Source organism: Paraburkholderia sp. BR14320 (genome assembly GCF_040948665.1).
Classification (GTDB): Bacteria; Pseudomonadota; Gammaproteobacteria; order Burkholderiales; family Burkholderiaceae; genus Paraburkholderia; species Paraburkholderia youngii.
Map to the genome: position 1 here is coordinate 180,152 of NZ_JBFPKG010000001.1, position 17,907 is coordinate 198,058.

The 17,907-nt window shown below is 62.1% G+C and carries 19 protein-coding genes and 1 pseudogene; 13 read left to right on the top strand and 7 right to left on the bottom strand.

Going from position 1 to position 17,907, the window contains the following annotated elements; translation table 11 throughout:
* Window positions 1-2 precede the first annotated feature (2 nt).
* Window positions 3-1,649, bottom strand: a complete 1,647-nt coding sequence (locus AB3X89_RS00875; RefSeq protein ID WP_368581371.1) for an alpha/beta-hydrolase family protein — start codon at window positions 1,647-1,649, stop codon at window positions 3-5.
* 307 nt (window positions 1,650-1,956) lie between these two features.
* Here AB3X89_RS00875 and AB3X89_RS00880 point away from each other — a divergent pair, with 307 nt between their 5' ends.
* Window positions 1,957-2,346, top strand: a complete 390-nt coding sequence (locus AB3X89_RS00880) for an NUDIX hydrolase (RefSeq protein WP_368581372.1) — start codon at window positions 1,957-1,959, stop codon at window positions 2,344-2,346.
* 57 nt (window positions 2,347-2,403) lie between these two features.
* A pseudogene (locus AB3X89_RS00885) lies at window positions 2,404-2,925 on the top strand (DUF2252 family protein); the annotation flags it as partial.
* A gap of 135 nt (window positions 2,926-3,060) precedes the next feature.
* On the opposite strand, the gene AB3X89_RS00890 reads toward AB3X89_RS00885, so the two are convergent.
* A complete protein-coding gene (locus AB3X89_RS00890; protein ID WP_368581677.1) occupies window positions 3,061-5,385 on the bottom strand; it encodes a PAS domain S-box protein in 2,325 nt (774 codons plus the stop codon).
* 192 nt (window positions 5,386-5,577) lie between these two features.
* Window positions 5,578-6,348, bottom strand: coding sequence for a DUF3047 domain-containing protein (locus AB3X89_RS00895; RefSeq protein WP_368581678.1), 771 nt, complete (start codon window positions 6,346-6,348; stop codon window positions 5,578-5,580).
* 140 nt (window positions 6,349-6,488) lie between these two features.
* On the opposite strand from AB3X89_RS00895, the gene AB3X89_RS00900 reads away from it, so the two are divergent.
* The 7 genes from AB3X89_RS00900 (at window position 6,489) to AB3X89_RS00930 (ending at window position 11,529) form a co-directional block, all read left to right on the top strand.
* On the top strand, window positions 6,489-6,962 hold the full coding sequence (locus tag AB3X89_RS00900) for a hypothetical protein (protein WP_368581373.1): 474 nt from the start codon (window positions 6,489-6,491) through the stop codon (window positions 6,960-6,962).
* Window positions 6,963-7,054: 92 nt separating this feature from the next.
* Window positions 7,055-7,687 carry a response regulator gene (locus AB3X89_RS00905; protein ID WP_368581374.1) on the top strand — a complete coding sequence of 211 codons (633 nt, stop codon included), beginning with the start codon at window positions 7,055-7,057 and terminating at the stop codon, window positions 7,685-7,687.
* 68 nt (window positions 7,688-7,755) lie between these two features.
* The gene (locus AB3X89_RS00910; protein WP_368581375.1) at window positions 7,756-7,950 is read left to right on the top strand and encodes a hypothetical protein; all 195 of its coding nucleotides are present in this window, start codon (window positions 7,756-7,758) and stop codon (window positions 7,948-7,950) included.
* A gap of 328 nt (window positions 7,951-8,278) precedes the next feature.
* Window positions 8,279-8,824 carry a phasin family protein gene (locus AB3X89_RS00915; protein ID WP_368581376.1) on the top strand — a complete coding sequence of 182 codons (546 nt, stop codon included), beginning with the start codon at window positions 8,279-8,281 and terminating at the stop codon, window positions 8,822-8,824.
* 106 nt (window positions 8,825-8,930) lie between these two features.
* Complete coding sequence (locus tag AB3X89_RS00920; RefSeq protein WP_368581679.1) at window positions 8,931-9,128, top strand: hypothetical protein; 198 nt, start codon at window positions 8,931-8,933, stop codon at window positions 9,126-9,128.
* Between the two features lie 122 nt (window positions 9,129-9,250).
* The gene (locus AB3X89_RS00925; protein ID WP_368581377.1) at window positions 9,251-10,309 is read left to right on the top strand and encodes a lysylphosphatidylglycerol synthase domain-containing protein; all 1,059 of its coding nucleotides are present in this window, start codon (window positions 9,251-9,253) and stop codon (window positions 10,307-10,309) included.
* On the top strand, window positions 10,306-11,529 hold the full coding sequence (locus tag AB3X89_RS00930; RefSeq protein ID WP_368581378.1) for a polysaccharide pyruvyl transferase family protein: 1,224 nt from the start codon (window positions 10,306-10,308) through the stop codon (window positions 11,527-11,529). Before AB3X89_RS00925 ends, AB3X89_RS00930 begins: the two co-directional genes overlap by 4 nt.
* 61 nt (window positions 11,530-11,590) lie before the next feature.
* On the opposite strand, the gene AB3X89_RS00935 is transcribed toward AB3X89_RS00930, so the two are convergent.
* Window positions 11,591-12,178 (bottom strand): YSC84-related protein, encoded by a 588-nt coding sequence (locus tag AB3X89_RS00935; protein ID WP_368581379.1) that lies wholly within the window; start codon window positions 12,176-12,178, stop codon window positions 11,591-11,593.
* A 379-nt stretch (window positions 12,179-12,557) separates the two neighbouring features.
* Between AB3X89_RS00935 and AB3X89_RS00940 the strand changes: the two genes are divergently transcribed.
* Entirely contained in the window at window positions 12,558-12,779 is a 222-nt protein-coding gene (locus AB3X89_RS00940) for a hypothetical protein (RefSeq protein WP_368581380.1), read from the top strand.
* 23 nt (window positions 12,780-12,802) lie between these two features.
* On the opposite strand, the gene AB3X89_RS00945 is transcribed toward AB3X89_RS00940, so the two are convergent.
* Together AB3X89_RS00945 and AB3X89_RS00950 are read right to left on the bottom strand one after the other, a co-directional pair.
* The gene (locus tag AB3X89_RS00945; RefSeq protein WP_368581381.1) at window positions 12,803-13,519 is read right to left on the bottom strand and encodes a transposase; all 717 of its coding nucleotides are present in this window, start codon (window positions 13,517-13,519) and stop codon (window positions 12,803-12,805) included.
* 213 nt (window positions 13,520-13,732) lie between these two features.
* Window positions 13,733-13,897 carry a hypothetical protein gene (locus tag AB3X89_RS00950; RefSeq protein ID WP_368581382.1) on the bottom strand — a complete coding sequence of 55 codons (165 nt, stop codon included), beginning with the start codon at window positions 13,895-13,897 and terminating at the stop codon, window positions 13,733-13,735.
* A gap of 380 nt (window positions 13,898-14,277) precedes the next feature.
* On the opposite strand from AB3X89_RS00950, the gene AB3X89_RS00955 reads away from it, so the two are divergent.
* From AB3X89_RS00955 to AB3X89_RS00965, 3 genes are all read left to right on the top strand, one after another.
* Complete coding sequence (locus tag AB3X89_RS00955; RefSeq protein WP_368581383.1) at window positions 14,278-15,321, top strand: AraC family transcriptional regulator; 1,044 nt, start codon at window positions 14,278-14,280, stop codon at window positions 15,319-15,321.
* Between the two features lie 228 nt (window positions 15,322-15,549).
* A complete protein-coding gene (locus AB3X89_RS00960; RefSeq protein ID WP_368581384.1) occupies window positions 15,550-16,482 on the top strand; it encodes a hypothetical protein in 933 nt (310 codons plus the stop codon).
* A 42-nt stretch (window positions 16,483-16,524) separates the two neighbouring features.
* Entirely contained in the window at window positions 16,525-17,097 is a 573-nt protein-coding gene (locus AB3X89_RS00965; protein ID WP_368581385.1) for an OsmC family protein, read from the top strand.
* Window positions 17,098-17,220: 123 nt separating this feature from the next.
* On the opposite strand, the gene AB3X89_RS00970 is transcribed toward AB3X89_RS00965, so the two are convergent.
* Window positions 17,221-17,805 (bottom strand): glutathione binding-like protein, encoded by a 585-nt coding sequence (locus AB3X89_RS00970; RefSeq protein WP_368581386.1) that lies wholly within the window; start codon window positions 17,803-17,805, stop codon window positions 17,221-17,223.
* Window positions 17,806-17,907 lie beyond the last annotated feature (102 nt).

The window sequence follows — 17,907 nt, forward strand, 5'->3', positions numbered from 1 at the left end:
GGTCACGGTTCTGTTTCGTCGCCAGCGACGTTGTCGAGGAACCGCGCCAGTCGTTCGGTGTCGGCCTTCGTCCAGCCGTCGGGCGGCATCACGCTGGCCCAACCGTTGACGTAATCCTCCGAAGAGTAGTTGTGACCAAAACCCGGCGGCACGGCGAGTTGGTGAATCATGTCGCCCACCGCCTGCACGCCTGAGACGATCGGAAACCAATGCATCGCGCGAGGCATGTCGAAGCCGCGAGGCGGAGCCATCCATTCCGGCGGCCACCAGAACGCGCTGACGCTCCAGAGGACAGCCGGATCGGCTGGATGCTGAAGGTACACGATTCGCGGAGCCGACCAGTCGGCATTCAATGCCACCTGATGCGGATCGCGATTCAGGAACCGTACGACACGCCCCCCATTGAAGACCGGCTGCCAGAAGGGCGACCCGCGATCGCGCTCACGAGTGAGTTGCGCATGGATGAGATTGCTCTGTTTGGCGCCGGCGATCAGCACGCCATCGGTCGCGGCCACCATATTGGCCACCGACGCGGATGCGTCCGCTCCCACGAAAGGCGCTTCCACTCCCGCGGCGCCGAGGCTCTTGCCGAACAGAATGAGCTTCGGCCGCTTTTGCGGTGGGAGCGTCGACCAACGGGCGCGAACGGCGTTGAAGAGCGTGATGCCCGCCACGTCCGCGAGCCCAGCGTCCATGAAGATCGCGTAGCGGCTAGGCAGGAAGGAGTATTGAATCGCCACGATCGCCGTGTCGCCACCGTGCAGTTGCTCCAGCGAGGCGGCGGCTTTGGGCACGATCCAGCCCGTGCCGGTGGGTATCCATACGACCAGTACTTTGCGGTCGAACCCGCCCGCGCGCTCGAGCTCGCGGACCGCAATCCGCGCACGCTGCTCGAGCGAATCCGCGGAACGCACCCCCACATAGACCCTCACTGGATCTACCAGCCTCGCATCCGCTCCGTGGAACTTCGCCAGCTCCTGCCTGCTTGTCGCCGTTGCGACGAAGTCGCGCCCCATGCGTCCCAAGCTGTCCCATGCGACCAACGACATGCTGCTGCCGGACACCGTGGGCGACGTGGGGGACAAGGTTCCCTCGGTCGTGTTCTCGTTCTTCGGCTCATGGACGAGATCGGAGCCCGTGGCGAGGGCGGGAAAAGCCACTGCGCGACCGAGCGCCACGCCAATCACGATGATGAGCAGCGCGGTTGCCGGCACGGAGACGATCGACGGCACGTGACCCTGGACCACCCGGTTGACTGCCGCGACACCACGGGCCGCCACTCGCCCGATGACCACCAGCAGCACCGCCGCCAACGGCGACACCACGCTCATCAGCACGCCATCCAACCAGCCGATGCTTGTCATCCCCATGAAACTACGTTGCTCGTTCTGCCAGCCGAGCCATAGCTTCGCGCCAACGAATAGTGCAATGAGCCACGCCGCCGCGAGAACGATCCCTATGCGCCGGCGGATCTCGCTGCCGGGCACGCGCCCCCATCGCTCCAGCAGCCGATTCACCCCGCAGCCAGCCAAAGTGCCTACCCCGTAGCCGATGGCCAGACAAAACGCGCCGACGACGGTTTGCGTTACCCACGACCGCGGAATCAGCGTTGGCGTCAGTGACTGCCACCAGAACACGAGCGCGAGCAACGAGCCGCTGAGCGTCGGCGTCCGAAGTGCGCCTCGGGGCCCGGCGGCTATCGGCTCGTGGGAGTTCCGCATGCGTGCTCGCTCAGATTGGCGCAGCTCGCACTTCGTCCTCACGATCATCCGCAAAGGAGTCGAAGACACGAGCCGGCTTGATTGGGACGGTGCTTCGGGCCATGCATCGCATTGTATTTAGCTTTCTCCGGGTCGAACAACTCGCGGCCTGCCAGTGACTTATCGGGTCAGCGCGCACGCTGCTTGCTCGTCGTGCTGCGATCGGCTCCCACGACTGAATGCCCGCGACCTGGAAATGAAAGATCGATCCACAATCCTATGCGCACGCGACAGCAAACTGCTCCTGGTCGCTCGCTCGCGCTCGCGCTGGTCGCTGCCCGGCGGCACGATAAAGCGGCTCGAAACCCCGCTGGACGCAGCTCGACGCGAACTGGAGGAAGAAACGAACGTCGTCGAGGTCCACCTGACGTATCTGTTCCAGTTTGGCGGGCTGAACAAGCGGCATCATGTTTTCCTGGCCGAGTTCGCGCGCGACATATCACCTGAGCCCGGCAATGAGATCGTCCAATGCCGATGGTTTACTCCGATCAAGATCGCGACCTTGTCGGCCAGCATACCCACCCGGGAAATCGTCGGTCTGTTCGTTCGGCTCGATGATCGCGGCTATCGGCGCGCGGCCCGCTGAAGACAGGTGCGGCACGGTTTTAGCTACGCGGTTGTGGCAGATGGCCGTTGTAGCGAGGTGCACTGTGAAAAGGCGTCCTCGAAGAAATTGCCGGCTCCTGACCAACGGGCGCCTCTTCTGGCAGAGCTTCGCCGGCACAAAATGGCTCGATCGGCGTACGACTACGTACGCGGAGGCGCCAGGCGCTTTTATGCGTGGCTCGACAGCCAGGCTCCCGGCGCGTTGCCCGATGGTCCGCCCGTGTGGATCTGTGGCGACTGTCATCTCGGGAATCTCGGCCCGGTCGCGGATGCGGCGGGTCACGTGGCAGTCCAGATCAGGGATCTGGATCAATGCGTGATCGGCAATCCTGCGCACGACCTGCTCAGGCTGGGACTGTCGCTCGCGACCGCCGCGCGCAGCGCGGACTTGCCGGGCGTCATCACCAGTTGCATGGCGGAAGCGCTCATCGACGGCTACCAGCAGGCCTTCGACGACACCCGCAGCAACGAGACGAAGCGGGCGCAACGGCCGGCGGTCGTGCAGGTCGCGATGAAAAGGGCGCTACACCAGTCGTGGCGCAAGCTGGACCGGCAAACGCAGCATGGTTGAATTGACCGTCGCAAACGCAGCGGAATATCTGGAGCACTGCCGGCGCTACGCTGTTGACCGGCGGGGCGAACAGGTCAGATAGAGGAAGGCTCCCGCCGACGCGCCGGTGAGCGCAGGTGCACGTCATTGCCGCTTACGAACGCCGGCCAGCACCCTTGCGAGTTCGTCGATGGTGAACGGTTTGCTCAATGCGGTCCAGCGAAATTGCATCGCTGGCAATTGCGGGTTTGCGTATCCCGACGAAAACACCACATGCAGTGAAGGCGCTCGCGCGGTCGCCTGCTTCGCCAGTTCGATACCGTCGATATCCGGCATGCGCAGGTCCGTGATCAGCACGTCGAAGGGTTCTTTTGCCAGCCACTCGAGCGCCTCATGCGGCGACGTCGTGAATTTCCCCGAATGCCCGAGCAGGCCGATCAGTTCGTTGGTCGCTTGAGCCAGATTCACGTCGTCGTCGACCAGCAGGATACGCAACGGGGTGAGAGGGCCGCCGAGCGCCGCATCGCGCGAAGTCTTACTGCGTATCGGGTCGCCGGCATCGAGCACCTGGCGGATCTTATGCGCAAGCTGCTCGCGGCTGTACGGCTTGCTGAGCAGGTCGACGCCCGGGTCCAGCCTGCCGCCATGGACGATCGCGTTCTGCGTATACCCCGACGTGAAAAGGACCTTCAGATGCGGCAGCAGCCGCAGAGCTTGCGCGACCATGTCCGTGCTGCGAAGCGGACCCGGCATCACGACATCGGAGAAAACCAGATCGATGTGGACGCCGCTGCGCAATACGGCGAGCGCTTCCTCCGCGGCGTCGGCTTTCAGGACCCGGTAACCGAGGTCCGAGAGCGTGTCGAGGGCGGTCGACTGCACGTTCCTGTCGTCTTCCACGACGAGGATCGTTTCCGATCCTCCCTTGGGCGCCGGCGTGACGCGTGGCGGCAATTCGACTGCCGGCCGGGTCGAGCGGGGCAGATACAGTTTGACCGTCGTGCCGTGCCCGACCTCGCTGTAAATCTTGATATGGCCGCCGCTCTGCTTGACGAAGCCGTAGGCCATGCTGAGCCCGAGACCCGTTCCTCTGCCCTCCGGTTTGGTCGTAAAGAAAGGATCGAAAGCGCGATCCACCACGTCCGGCGGCATGCCTGTGCCGGTGTCGGTGACGGCCAGCAGCACGTACTGGCCGGCCTGGATGTCCGGCACCGAAGCGACGTACTCGTCGTCCAGCATCGCATTGGAGAGTTCCATCGTCAGCTTGCCGCCCTCGGACATCGCGTCCCGTGCGTTGATCGCCAGATTGAGGATCACGTTTTCCAGCTGATGGATATCGACGAGCGTGTTCCACAAGCCGCCGGCGACGACCGTTTCCACGTCGATCGTCTCGTCGAGAGCCCGGCGCAGCAGATCGTCCATGCCGCGAAGAGCGGAGGCCAGGTTGATAACGACCGGCTGTAGCGGCTGCCGCCGTCCGAACGCGAGCAGTTGCGACGCGAGTTTCGAGCCGCGCTCGACCGCCGTTATCGCTTTTGCCACGCGCTCGCGAGTCCATTCGTCGCGGTAATGCCGGCTGTCGAGCAATTCCAGATTGCCGCGCAGGATTTGCAGCACGTTGTTGAAATCGTGAGCAACGCCGCCCGTGAGTTTGCCGACTGCTTCCATCTTTTGCGACTGGAACAGCGCCTTGCGCGTGTCCTCCAGCATCCGGCTGGCTTCCATACGCTCGGTGATGTCGCGCGTGATTTTCGCAAAGCCGGCCAGCGTCCCCTCTTCGTCGCGGATCGCATCGATCACCACGTGCGCCCAGAAGCGCCGGCCGTCCTTGCGCACCCGCCACCCTTCGGCTTCGAACCGTCCCTCGCTGGCTGCGATCGACAGTCCCCGTTGCGGCAGGCCGGCCGCGGCATCCTCGGGCGTGTAGAAGCGCGACATGTGCGAGCCGATGATTTCGTCGGCGCTGTACCCGTGGATCCGGCGCGCGCCGGCGTTCCAGTTCGTGACGATGCCGGCGGGAGAAAGCATGAAGATCGCGTAGTCCGTCACTCCGTTCACGAGCATGCGAAAGCGCCGTTCGCTCTCGACGACGGCATCGTGCGCGGTCTTTTTGTCCGTCATGTCGCGCACGATCTTGCCGAAGCCGAGCACACGCCCCGTGTCGTCGATCAGAGCGGTGATCACGACATTGGCCCAGAAGCGTGACCCGTCCTTGCGGATGCGCCAGCCTTCGGACTCGGAGCGGCCGGTGCTTCGGGCGATATCGAGCAACGCAGCGGCGCTGCCTTTGTCGCGATCGTCCTGCGTGTGGAAAATGTCGAAACGCTGCCCGATGACTTCGTCAGCCAGAAAGCCATGAATTTTCTCGCCGCCGACATTCCAGGTACGGATGATGCCTTCCGGCGAAAGTCCGATGACCGCGTAGTCGATGACCGAGTCGATCCATCGCTGCGCCCAGTCGTGAGGCATGGATGGCTGGCCTTGCGCGCCGTTTGTTGCTCGGTAGTCGCCGGGTTTCGATTGATTCATGCTATGCGATCCTGGGGAATATGATCTCGTAGCACGTGTTATGCCACAGCTGGGCAGGATCGGGAAATCGGTTCAGGAACCGAGCCAGCCGCGTCGTGCTGGCGGGTTCGATCAGTTCGACGGCACCGGGTTTCAAGGCGCGGGAAGGAACTGGACATCGCCGTACCAGGCGCGCGTCGTGGTAGCGGTATTGTCGGTATCGGTCAGCAGCCCGTAGCCGGTTATTCTCCCTGGCGGTTCGTGAAAGACCCGCTCGTAGTCTTGCACGATATTGCGACGCAGACTTTGCCATTGACCCGCATCGCCGGGCTGACCAGAGACCACGATCATCTGTACGCGGTTCGTGCGGGGGTTCGCAATGACGGTGCCCGGCGCGGCGTTGGTCGACCAGACGTACATCAACGTCGCATAGGGCAGATCTTCGCCGCTCAGCTGTTTGGCCAGCCCCATCTTCGCCCGGTCGAACATCGACAGCTTGCTCTTGTCGCCGTCGAACATGAACATCAGCCGCGCTGGCGCGTCTTCCTTCGACGCGACGCGGTTATCGGCGCCCTCGATCGGCCCCTCTGCTTTCCAGCGCCATGCCACGACGGGTGTGCGCGCGAGGTCGATATTCCCTTCGTGCATCAACGCAGAAGCGGAGCGGTTCGCGTCCGCCTGCAGCACCGTGGTGTGGTCGTCGTGAACCAGCGTGTATTGCGTGATGGGCTTGCCTCGCACCACCGGCAGGTTCTTCCAGCCGGCGGGCAGCGATGCGCCGGGCTCGCTCGTGGAAAAGGCGATACCGGGTTTTTCGTCCTGGGCAAGAACGGAGAGCGGCAAGAACAGGAGCGCAACACATGCGGCGATCCAGGCTGGCAGTGCGGTTCGTTTTTGCGCTCGGCGGCTCGAAGGAAGGTGCATGGCGGTCGCATTCGTCTTTTGGATAGCAACCATTGTAATAGGCTGCGCGGGCGACATTTCAGCGGCCGCGTACGTCCGCGGCGGGTGGGGGCCGAGCGGCGCCGGAGCGTCTGAAAATCCTTCCCGACCGTCGCCGGCTCGTGCAACAGCAGGCGCACGGCCGACCTCGCAGTTGCAGGCTTCAGGATTTCCTGACCTCCGGATCAGGCTTTGCCGTAGTCATTTGCAGCCGCCGACGACTGCATGCAATCGCCCGTTCATCCATCATCGGTGGGGCTTGCGAAGATCGAAAGGCGATGTGCAAAATGATTGCGGACTTTCTGGACCGACGCAGGCGCTTGCAAGAGATCGACAGAATCTGCCAGCGCCTGTTCGAAACGTGGTGCGAGGCGCGCAGCCTGACACCGCTGACATACCTGCTGTTTTGCTGGCCGTTGCGCGACACTCGTCCTGTCGCGATACGACGTTTGCAGCAGACGTTGAAGGAACTGCGCCGCGATCATGCGGAAGGTTTCGATGCCGGCACGTTCGTGGCGCTCGATCAGCTCGTCGACCGTCTCGACGAATTGATCGATCGGGCAGAAATCCCGGTGACGCTTTCGCTGGTCACCTAGCCGGGCGGAACTTGCCCGCCGCGAATCCTGCGAGATGAACGGAGCAAGGCTTCACCAATCGGGCGCCTCACGCACGAGTTCGGATTCGGGACATGATCAAGATCCTCATCGCCGACGATCACGCGATCGTGCGCGGCGGCCTCAAGCAGATCATCGCAACTACCGCCGACATGATCGTGGTGGAGGAGGCTGGCCACGGCTCGGAGGTGATCGACAAACTTCGCAGCTGTGACATCGATCTGCTGTTGCTCGACATGACGATGCCCGGCATTAGCGGTGTCGATCTGATCCGACGCGTGCGCTCGGACCGGCCCGGGTTGCCGCTTCTCGTGCTCAGCATTCACAACGAGGCGCAGGTGGCGTCGCGCGCGCTGAGGGCAGGCGCGACCGGTTACGTGACCAAGGACAGCGATCCGGAGGTATTGCTGGCGGCAATCCGTAAGCTCGCCGACGGCGGACGTTTCATCGACCCGAAACTGGTCGACGCGATGGTCTTTGAAAAGCACGCGGGAGACGTGCCGCCGCACGAAGTCCTGACGGATCGGGAGTTTCAGGTGCTGCAGCTGCTCGCCAGCGGCCGGAGCATCAATGACATCGCGCAAGCGTGCTCGCTCAGCGCCAAGACGATCAGCACGCACAAGATGCGGCTAATGCAAAAGCTGGGTCTTTCGAACAACGCGGAGGTGATCCGTTACGCGATCAGGCACGGCTTGATCAGCGAGTAGTCGATGAAGCTGGACCATTGCTTTCGAACGAACCCGTCGCGCGGGTACACCTGATGGGAGAACATCGCATGGAAGTGCTATCGGCGCGTGAAATCGAATTGCGAGCGTGGATAAGCCGATGGTATGACCATGCCGTCGCAGTGGGCCTCGTACGGCCGCCGTTTCTGCTCGACGATGCAAAGGCCACACGCCTCGAGGCCTATTTCGCAGCGGGGTTGACGCCGGAGGAGGCTGCGCAGCTGTTCTTCGGAACCGTGCATTAAGTCTCGCCGCTCCTGGCGGTTCATCGACCGCAAACTCCCTCTCGAAGCACGGTGCCAGGCGCAAGTACCTGGCACCCGCCCGGTCGCCCGGCGCTCGCCATTGCGGTTGCCTCGCGCACGTCTCGCCCGCTCATCATAAGCGCGCATTTCCCACATATCGGGGAAACTCCCTGGCTCTCGAAAATTGGAATTCGACTTAACAAAGTTAGAATGACTGCTCTAAGACGGCTTCAGACCGTCTGCCCGACCGACGGCCCGGCGTGGGAACGACCTTCACGAATCGCAGTGGCAGCGATCACCGTGTCCGCGAGAACCTGAGAGATATCCCGTGAGCAGCCCAAAACAGATGCCATTTGCCCTATCCGTTTCGACCGACGTGTCGCAACTGCCGAACCAGTTCGTCGCCGGCTTTTGCGCGCTGATGAGGTTGAACGTCGATGCGTGCAGGTCCGCGGTCACAGGTGCCGCGCTGCACTGGGAAAGCCTATTGCGCGCCCAGACACCTGAACAGCTGATCAGACGCCAGGCCGATGTGATGCCTTGGCTCGTCCTGCAGTTCACCGGTTACACGCGCGGCTGGATGGACATCGCGTCGGAAACCATCGCGCCGTGTCGCGCCGGCAGCAATCACGACGACGGGCACAAGCTCCACGAGGGCAGCATGTCCGCTGAGCAGCCGGCCTGCGCAACGAGCATCGACGCGACGCTGAGCGAGGACCTCGTGCCGCCGCAGGAGCAGCGGGACGGCGAGTCCGTCGCCGAAGCAGACCTAGAGGAAATGGTCCGTGCCATTCTCGAGCGCGTTGCAAAGCCGACCCCCGACACGCCGGAACGCGGAAGTCCGCCTCGCGCACGCCGCTCGTCGGCACGATAGGCGACAAGCTTCCACAAATTCTGCCGGGTCTGGTTCTCGCGTGCTGCCGATGCAGCCGTGGCCGGATCTGGTCACCCGTTGTTCTTCCCGCCGCGAGGTAAGCGATATGTTGAGCCCGCACGAAGTGGCCACGCTGCTGCTGTTGAAGGATGCGCCTGAACGAATCGATTCGGATCGGGTAGAACTTGGCGCGCTGCGCGAACTGCAATTGATCGCGAATGAGCCAGCTGGCTCGGGATTCCCGCTTCCTCACGTGACGCCGCGTGGCGATGCTGTGCTGCGTGCGTTCGCAAGGGTCCGTTGACTGGTGCCAGACAGCAGATAACACAGCATTCTCCCGGCGCGGGGAACGAATTATGCGGCAGCTCGAACCGAGGCTCGCGGTTCGATACCTGAAAACATCCGACAGGATGCTGCCACCAGCTTATGAAATATCTCGCCCGGGTTGCCGCACTTGCCGGCCTGGCTATTGCCGTCTGGCTCGTGTGGCACGTCGACGCGCAGAAGGTGCTCGGTTTGATGCGCGCGGCCGGCGCCGGGCTCGCGCTTGCAGGGATGGTCCATGTTCTGCCGATGCTCGCCAACGCGAGGAATTGGCAGATGCTGATGCGCGGCCCGATACGCCCGAATCTGTTCGCCGTGCTGCGCCTCGTCTGGATTCGGGAGTCCGTGAACGGCATGTTGCCCGTCGCCCGAGTGGGCGGCGAAGTTGTGACCTTTCGCATGATGCGCAAATGGGGCATGGAGCCGGCCCCCGCCATGGCGAGCCTCGTCGTCGATCTGCAACTGACGCTGATCAGCGAAATGCTGTTCGCCATTGCGGCAATCGGCTATCTGATCGCCCATGCGGGCGCCGCGGCGTTGCACCTTGCGGCCAGGCTCGGAGGCGGCATCGCCATTCTGGCGGTTCTGCTTCTGGCGTTTTCGTTCGTGCAGCGCGCGAGTCCGTTCGCCCGTCTGACGAAGCTGTTCAATCGCATCACCAGCGGCAAATTCCGCTCGGTCGTCGGCGAGTCGGTGCGCATCGATCAGTCGATCAGCGAACTCTGGCATCAGCCTGGCGTGATCATCCGTTACCTGCTCATCTGGCAATCACTCCAATGCATCGCGACCGCGCTCGAGCTATGGCTCGCGCTCTATTTTCTGTCGGCCAAAGCAGGTTTCCTGCAGGCACTCGTGCTCGAGTCGCTGATCCAGGCGCTCAGCAGCATCGCGTTCTTTGTGCCTGGCGCGCTCGGCGTTCAGGAAGGTGGGTTTCTGCTAATCGGTACGGTGCTTGGTTTTCCTCCGCAGCTATCCCTCGCGCTCGCGGGTGCGCGCCGTTTTCGTGACATCATCGTCTTTCTGCCGGGGCTGATTGCGTGGCAGGTGGAAGAATGGCGCGACAAGCGGCGGGCTCCGGCCGGTGCGGCGGCAGGTGGCGCCGCAGAGGATCCCGGTGAGCACCGTAGCCGCCCTTCGCAGAGGGTCGGTCGCAAATCATGATGCGAGACACTGGAAAACATGATGCGGTAGTGCTGTTCGGCGCCTTCGATCGCCACAACCTGGGTGATCTGCTGTTCCCTCACGTCGTCGCAAGACTGCTTGCGCGCGATGACGTGATCTTCGCCGGCCTCGCGCAGCGCGACCTGCGCGTCCACGGCGGTCACGCTGTACAGGCGCTCGCGCAATTGGCCGCCGAACGCGGCAAGGACCGCGTGCATATCGTGCACGCAGGCGGCGAGATCCTGACTTGCGGCGACTGGGAGGCGGCGGTGATGCTGCTGCCGCGGGACGAGGCACGGAAGATCATCGCGCGACTGGATGCACATGACGATGAGCGACGCGCATGGGCACGTGCGCTGACGGGTCTCGATGCGCTTGCTCCCTACATGGCGTCCCGTGAGATGTTTCCCTTTGCGTCGAGCGTCATTTATCAAGCGGTTGGCGGCGTCGATGTCGAGCGGCTGGACCCCTGCATGCGAGCAGAAGTCCTCGCGAAGCTCACGCAAGCCGACGACGTCAGCGTGCGCGACGTCCACACGCAGAATGGGCTCGCCGCGGCGGGCATTGTCGCGCGGCTCGTGCCGGACCCGGCGGTGATGGTGGCCGAGTTGTTCGGCGCGACCATTCGCGCTCGCAAAGAGCGGAGCGGCGTGGCGAATTTGCAGCGGGCGTTTCCGGACGGATATGTCGCCGTGCAGTTCAGTGCGGACTTCGGCGACGATAGAACGCTCGGTGTGCTAGCGGGCGAGCTCGATCGCGTGTCGAACGAGAGCGGGCTTGGTAGCGTCTTTTTCCGAGCGGGTGCCGCGCCCTGGCATGACGATATGGCGTGCTACGAACGGATTGCCGCACGGATGAACGTCTCGCGTACTCAACTCTTCCGTTCGCTGGAGATATGGGACATCTGCGCACTGATCGCCGATGCCGCGGCCTATGCGGGAAGCAGCCTGCACGGACGGATCGTCGCGATGGCGTTCGGCGTGCCGCGGGTGAATTTCGTTCATCCGGCGCGCGCGCATGACGCGACGAAACAGTCCGCGTTTGCCGCGACGTGGGAGGCAGCGGGCGTGCCGGGCAGCGTCGGGATCGAGGCGCTTTCGGAAGCAATGCTCGATGCGCTGACGATCGACCGGGCGTTGTTGGGGCGGACGGCCACACACCTCGCCGCGCGCTACCGCGAGGGGTTCGCACAGATGCGAGCTGCGATGTGTTGCGCGTGAAATCCGGGGCCTTGCGCGACGAGCGCAAAGCCCTGTCAGACAAACGCCGCAAGCAATGCCGTCAGATTTTCAGTCGAGAAACCTTCGTGCCGGCCAGCGACACGTCAGCCATCAGACCTGAATTCGTCAGCACGATCGCCTGAACGGGTTCGGTGGCCGTTGTCGTATCGATCGTGCCGTTCGCTCCGACCTTCACGAGCGCGACCGAACCTTCGCCACCGACCGACCATCCATTGGATTTGCGAAAGCTGTCGAGCGCCTCTTGCGTCATGAACAGAAAGATCATGGCCTTCGACTGCGCGCCCGCCTGTAAGCCGAACGAGCCCGATATCGTCTTGAAGTAGCCGACCGATTTCCCGTGCACCCGCAAAGCGCCTTCACCGTATTGGCCACCCGCGATGAAGCCGACCTTGAGCACGGACGGGAACACGAGTACGCCGTTCGCCTTGTCGACGAGTTCTCTTGAACCTTTGACCGTCTCGAACAGCCGCGCCAGGGTCTCGTTGACCTTCGCATCGATGACCTGCCGCTTCGATGCGTTGGATTCGGCGGCAACGGCGTCACTCATCGTGACCGCAGACCCGCTCAGCGCCACACCCGCGACTGCCAGAACCGCGGCACCTGTTTGTAAGAAGCTTCTTCTGCGCATGCTGCCTCCATCGTGGTTCACGGTCGGACCCGTGATGCTGCAATGGTTGAAGGAATATATTCCACCGACACTTGCCAATTGCGTTGACTGCTGCGGGACCGACTGCCTGTCGCCTTGAACGAATAAGCCGTGCATTCAGTCACCACCTGATCGTAGAAGATGACCTTGCTATTGTATGTAAGGGGCAGCACGGGTATTGCGTCGACATGCGTCGAATCGCGCAATTTGCGAATCGAAACTTTAAGCCTGCCTTAATCCTCACTTCATAGATTGAACGCTGGCCGAGCTGAGTTTGGTCGAAGGCTTTTCGAGCAAATCGACTTGGGAAGGAAATGGCTTATCGGATGGAGGAGAAACATGACGCGGACGCGAGGAATCGATGCCCACTAGAACGATCACTAAAGGCAACCATACATACCGGATCGTAACCATTGGGGTAGCGGAAGGTGGCTACACATTTGAAATCATCCACATCGACCGTTCTCGGAACGTGATCAAGGAAGTGCGCCACCAACCGGGTATCGCTTACGCTCTGGAGGAAACCGCGTTGGACAACGGAATTCAAGTGGCGACGGAAATGGCCGGACAGCAGAAAGACTGAATTCCGTTTCGTTTCTCCTTTGCTTAGCCCACGTGCGCGAGCGCGCGTGCCGTGCGAACCGTGGACGGGCGGTCGCGCAGCAGTAGTGGCATCAAACGCCGATTGGCTGTCCGCGCCGCCCACTCGCAATACGCGGCGCTGCCGAGCACCCAGCCGTTGAGCGTCGCCTGCATCAGGTTATCGACCTCGCATTCGTCGAGCGGCTGCGCGCCCAGATCGCGGTAAGCCTGTTGGCGCTCGAACGGCGTATTGCCGAGCGCCCGGTACAGCGCGTGATCCTTGATGAAGCTATCCACACGCGACCCGATGTGGTGCGCGCAACTCGACCACTGGTAGTTTGCCGGGTCGGCAACAAGACGCTTGCGCACCGGCGCCTGATCGATGACCTGGCTCGTGAGCAGGAAATACCGCTCGGGCTCGATCACCGTCGCCCGGTACCCGCCGCGCCACACCGCACCGCGGCGTCCATGGCGGCGGTTGAAGGTCTCGACATAGCGGCGGCACACTGCCTGCATCGCCATGGCCACGCTCGATTCGTATGAAGGCGTGACGAGGAACTGGACCGCGTCAGGCATGAGCACCCACGCGTGGACTGCCAGATCGGCGACGCGCGCGGCGTCTGCCAGACAGGCGAGGAAGTACAGGTAGTCTCCCTCGTCCAGGAATGCAGGGCCCGCGATTCCCTGCAAGATAACGTGTTGCGGTTGTTCGGGGACGTAGTGCCGTGCGAGCCGTGTCATGCTGAATTAACCGGAAATCCGCTGTGGGAACGCGATCCCACAGATATCGGACGCGTCATGGTGCGTAACGCGCTACAGAAAATTCTATCGATCATCTCCGCGCATTTGCATCGCGAAAAGGCCATTTTTCTGGCCTCTTTTCGCTGATTTGCCGATCGCAGCCAGCACCTTTTATGTCACCGCTGAATTACGGCGCCGCTTCGTATCCCAGGTCTATCCCTTGTTGAAAAGACTTAAAACACGCGAGACCGTCTTGGTGGTCAGCACCAGCAACGCGCCGGCGACGCTGTAGTCGACGTGATGCATAACGTCGACCAGATAGAAAACGGAAAGCGCAATGATCGGGTGGTAGATCGCACGGCTTATCAGGCTTTTCATCGGTATCTCACGCTGTAGTGTTCGCGCGAAGCGGTCAGTTCAGCGACGCGCCAGGTTCTAAAGTCCGAGGAAGGCTTGACTGCCGAAGTACGGATGACGTCGATCCGTGATGTTCCTTCCTGTCGTGAACTCTGCCTGCGACAAGCCGCTGCCGTCCTGCCCGTGAGTCGATGTTTCTTGACCGATCGTCCACTTCTCGCCGACGCATTGCGCGAGTCTCCAGCCGATCCGCAAAATGCTTCATAAGCTTCGCGAAAACATCGGTAAGGAATTTGTCATCGCGTGAGATAGCGGGTATAACATGTAGCCCTTGGCCGTCCTCGCGATTGCGCGACGGCCAGGTTTCTCGCCCGGGAAATCGCATTTCACGCGAGCTATCCATGGATGCAGTCTCTGATGTTCTGCGCGCCGTTCGTCTGAGCGGCGCCGTGTTTCTGAACGGGACATTCACCGCGCCGTGGTGTCTGATCGGCCGCACCGATGCATCGCTCTGCGGCGCTTATTTGCCGCCTTCCGAGCGCGTCGTTTCCTATCATCTGATCACAGAGGGGAGTTGCTGGGCGAAGCTGGCCGGCGATCCCGGTTCGGCCATTCACGTCCATGCCGGCGAACTGATCGTGGTGCCCCAAGGGGAAACGCACATCATGGGCAGCGCGATCGGCTTATCTCCGGTGCCGTCGGACTCGCTGCTGGCCGGGCAGATGGCGACAGCACCCGGTGAAGTGATGACGCTGTCCCATGGCGGCGGGGGCGCTGTGACGCGCATCGTGTGCGGCTTTCTGGCCTGCGACGATACTTTGAACAATCCGCTGCTCTCGGCGCTGCCACGACTCTTCAAGATCGACATGCGCCAGGATCCGCGCGCGGCATGGCTCGAGTCGTCTCTCAAACTTGCTGCCGCCGAAGCGGCCGAGTCGCGCGCGGGCGGCACGATCGTGCTTGCCAGGCTATCGGAACTGCTTTTCGTCGAAGCGATCCGCAACTGTATCGAAGCGCTGCCTGAGAACCAGACCGGGTGGCTGGCCGGCGTGCGTGACCGCTACGTTGGACGCGCGCTTTCGCTGCTTCATGCGCAGTCGGCGCATGCGTGGACCGTCGAGGAGCTTGCGCGCAAAGTGGGACTGTCGCGCTCCGCGTTGGCGCAACGCTTTGCCGATCTACTGGGGCAGCCGCCGATGCAATACCTCGCCAGATGGCGCATGCAGATTGCGGCGCACGAACTTCTGACCGGTAGCAAGCCGCTCAACGCTGTGGCGGAACAGATTGGCTATGAGTCGGAAGCCGCGTTCAGTCGCGCGTTCAGACGCGAATTCGGCATGCCGCCTGCCGGCTGGCGCAAGAGCAAGGGACAGCCCAACGGCGCGGCAACATCAGCGCAGCCCGCGCAACATCCGGGTGGCCTCGCCGCAATGCCGGACCGGTGATGTCTGCCAGGAGGCGCCGTGCCGGCTCGACGACCTCGTCTGTCGATCCGTGCAAGCAGCGAGAAGAAACGGCGTTTCAGTCATATCGCGCGGCCACTCGATCATAGAACCTCCAGACTCCCAATCGTAAATTGAGCGTGCCGGAAAGCCAGACCATTCGACTGGCTCTGCCCGGCGAACCGACGCTCAACGCCGGACCGCGCAGCGGTCCACATTGGGAGAACTTTTATGAACGCAGTATTGCGGCTGTCCGATCGCGATCGCTACGCCCGATGCATTCGCGCTTCGAAATTGGTCAATTGGGATATCGACCGTGATGTGATCGGAGGCCGTACCTTCGATATGTCCCAGAAGTATTTGCCGGACGGACTCTCGCTGGTGCCGGATTTCATCACGCTGTCGGACGCGGAAAAGCGGTTCGTTAGCCAGATTCAGGGGCGCACCTACGCGAACGTATTCGGGCTGGTCGAGCGCTTCATCAATGCCAAGGTGCTGGAAGTGAGCCGAGACTACTGGCTCGGCGATCAGGTCGCGCTCGAAGCGCTGGTGCGCTTCAGCGACGAAGAGCTCAAACACCAGGCGCTGTTTCGGCGCATCGAACGAATGATCGGCGAAACGCTGCCCGCCGGTTATCGCTTCGACGTCGATCCCGATGCGCTTGCCGCCGTGGTCCTCGGCAAGAGCACGTGGGCGGTGCTGGCCATGACGCTGCATATCGAACTGTTCTCGCAGATTCACTACCGCCAGAGCATTCATCCTGACGATCAGCTATCCGAGCTGTTCAAAGATGTATTTCTCTACCACTGGAAGGAAGAAAGTCAGCACGCGATTCTCGACGAGCTCGAATGGAAACGCCACGACGCTACGCTGACGGATGCGGCGCGCGATCACGCGGTCAACGAGTTCATCGAACTGCTGACCGCGTTCGACGGCATTTTGCGCGTGCAGGCGGCAGCGGACTCGCGCTATTTCATCGCGAACTGCGGGCGTGCCGTAGTCGAGGCCGAAGCCATGTCGATCGAAGCGAATTTCCATCACGCTTACCGGTGGCAGTACCTCCATTCCGGTATGCATCATCCTCATTTCGCGGATGTGCTCGATGGGCTCGTCTCCGAAGAGCAGGGGACGAGCATCCGGGCGGTCCTCGCCACGATGCATTGAGCGCGCGGACGCACACGACTCATCCAGCTAAAGGAGAGAAATATGAATGCCAATGTACAGCCTACCGAAGCGCATATCGTCAACGGACTCAACGTCGACGATCTGCTCGCGCTGATCGACGACGTCAGGCGCGATGTGTCGAAAGCCGCGACCAGCTGGCGCGTCGCGACCGTCTGGCAAGGCCAGACGCATAGTCGCGCGGAGGTCGACGGGTTCTCGATCGGCGGCCAGCGTGTGCCGCGCCGATTCACGATAGATATCGACGAGCCTTGCGAACTCGGCGGATCGAACCGGTTTGCGAATCCCCAGGAACATCTGATCGCAGCGTTGAACGCGTGCATGACGGTGGGCTACGTCGCGCAATGCGCGGTTCGCGGGATCACGCTGCAATCGCTCGAAATCGAAACGGAAGGCGACATCGACCTGAGGGGGTTTCTCGGGCTCGATCCGCAGGTCGCGAACGGCTACGAGAGTTTGCGTTACACCGTTCGTATCAAGGGCAACGGCACCAGGGAGCAATTCGCGGAAGTGCATGACGCGGTGATGGCGACGTCTCCGAACGTCTACAACCTGGCGAATGCGGTTGCGTTGAAAGCGACGTTCGTCGTCGAGTGAATGGCAAGGCGTGACGCGCGCGGCGAGGACCGGATGGTTTTCGCCGCGCCGCGTTTGCCTGGCGTGGACCTTACGAGGCGGTGAAGACAATCATTAGCGGGCGCGGCGACGGTCGGTGCTTCATCATTCCAGTCCCTCGTGCTTCATCGCAAGCTGGACGGCCGGACGCGCGCGCATGAGTTCGGCAAAGGTTGCCAATTTCTCGGGCACTTCGATACCCATCTTTTTAGCCCAGAGCAACATGGTGAACAAATAGGCATCAGCCACACTCGCTTCGCTGCCGAACAGGTAATCGCCCTTGAACATGGTGGCGATCAACTGAAAGCGTTGACCGAGCTTCTCACGCGCTGCCGTTGCTTCAGCATCCGAAGTGGGCTTGAAAACACGGCCGAACTGCTTGTGGATTTCTGTCGAAATGAACGCGAGCATCTCGAGCAGGCGCAGGTTGCCAGGTTCGCTATTGGGCGCAAGCGCAGGCTTGCGCTGTGCGACCCACGAAAGAATCGCGACATTCTCGGTAAGCCGCTGACCGTCATCCATCTCGAGGGTTGGGACGTAGCTCTTTGGATTGATCTGATTGAACTGCTCCCCCGTTTCGGTCTCCTTCGACTTCAAATCGACGCGAACCCTGTCGAAAGTGAGGTCGGCCTCATGCATTGCGATATGGTCGGCGAGGCTGCAGGCACCAGGCGAATAGTAGAGCTTCATGGCAGGGGTCCCCCTTTCTTGAAATGAACTCGACCGTTTCATCGCAGCAAAGGGTGTGCCGCCGCCAGAGAAACCGTCCGGCGGACTCGATAGCATGTAGAA

Coding starts and splice junctions, on each gene's coding strand:
- AB3X89_RS00880 (WP_368581372.1), top strand. CDS start 1,957: ATGAAAGATCGATCCACAATCCTATGCGCACGCGACAGCAAACTGCTC.
- AB3X89_RS00890 (WP_368581677.1), bottom strand. CDS start 5,385: ATGCCTCACGACTGGGCGCAGCGATGGATCGACTCGGTCATCGACTAC.
- AB3X89_RS00895 (WP_368581678.1), bottom strand. CDS start 6,348: ATGCACCTTCCTTCGAGCCGCCGAGCGCAAAAACGAACCGCACTGCCA.
- AB3X89_RS00905 (WP_368581374.1), top strand. CDS start 7,055: ATGATCAAGATCCTCATCGCCGACGATCACGCGATCGTGCGCGGCGGC.
- AB3X89_RS00910 (WP_368581375.1), top strand. CDS start 7,756: ATGGAAGTGCTATCGGCGCGTGAAATCGAATTGCGAGCGTGGATAAGC.
- AB3X89_RS00920 (WP_368581679.1), top strand. CDS start 8,931: ATGTTGAGCCCGCACGAAGTGGCCACGCTGCTGCTGTTGAAGGATGCG.
- AB3X89_RS00925 (WP_368581377.1), top strand. CDS start 9,251: ATGAAATATCTCGCCCGGGTTGCCGCACTTGCCGGCCTGGCTATTGCC.
- AB3X89_RS00930 (WP_368581378.1), top strand. CDS start 10,306: ATGATGCGAGACACTGGAAAACATGATGCGGTAGTGCTGTTCGGCGCC.
- AB3X89_RS00935 (WP_368581379.1), bottom strand. CDS start 12,178: ATGCGCAGAAGAAGCTTCTTACAAACAGGTGCCGCGGTTCTGGCAGTC.
- AB3X89_RS00940 (WP_368581380.1), top strand. CDS start 12,558: ATGCCCACTAGAACGATCACTAAAGGCAACCATACATACCGGATCGTA.
- AB3X89_RS00945 (WP_368581381.1), bottom strand. CDS start 13,519: ATGACACGGCTCGCACGGCACTACGTCCCCGAACAACCGCAACACGTT.
- AB3X89_RS00950 (WP_368581382.1), bottom strand. CDS start 13,897: ATGAAAAGCCTGATAAGCCGTGCGATCTACCACCCGATCATTGCGCTT.
- AB3X89_RS00955 (WP_368581383.1), top strand. CDS start 14,278: ATGGATGCAGTCTCTGATGTTCTGCGCGCCGTTCGTCTGAGCGGCGCC.
- AB3X89_RS00960 (WP_368581384.1), top strand. CDS start 15,550: ATGAACGCAGTATTGCGGCTGTCCGATCGCGATCGCTACGCCCGATGC.
- AB3X89_RS00965 (WP_368581385.1), top strand. CDS start 16,525: ATGAATGCCAATGTACAGCCTACCGAAGCGCATATCGTCAACGGACTC.
- AB3X89_RS00970 (WP_368581386.1), bottom strand. CDS start 17,805: ATGAAGCTCTACTATTCGCCTGGTGCCTGCAGCCTCGCCGACCATATC.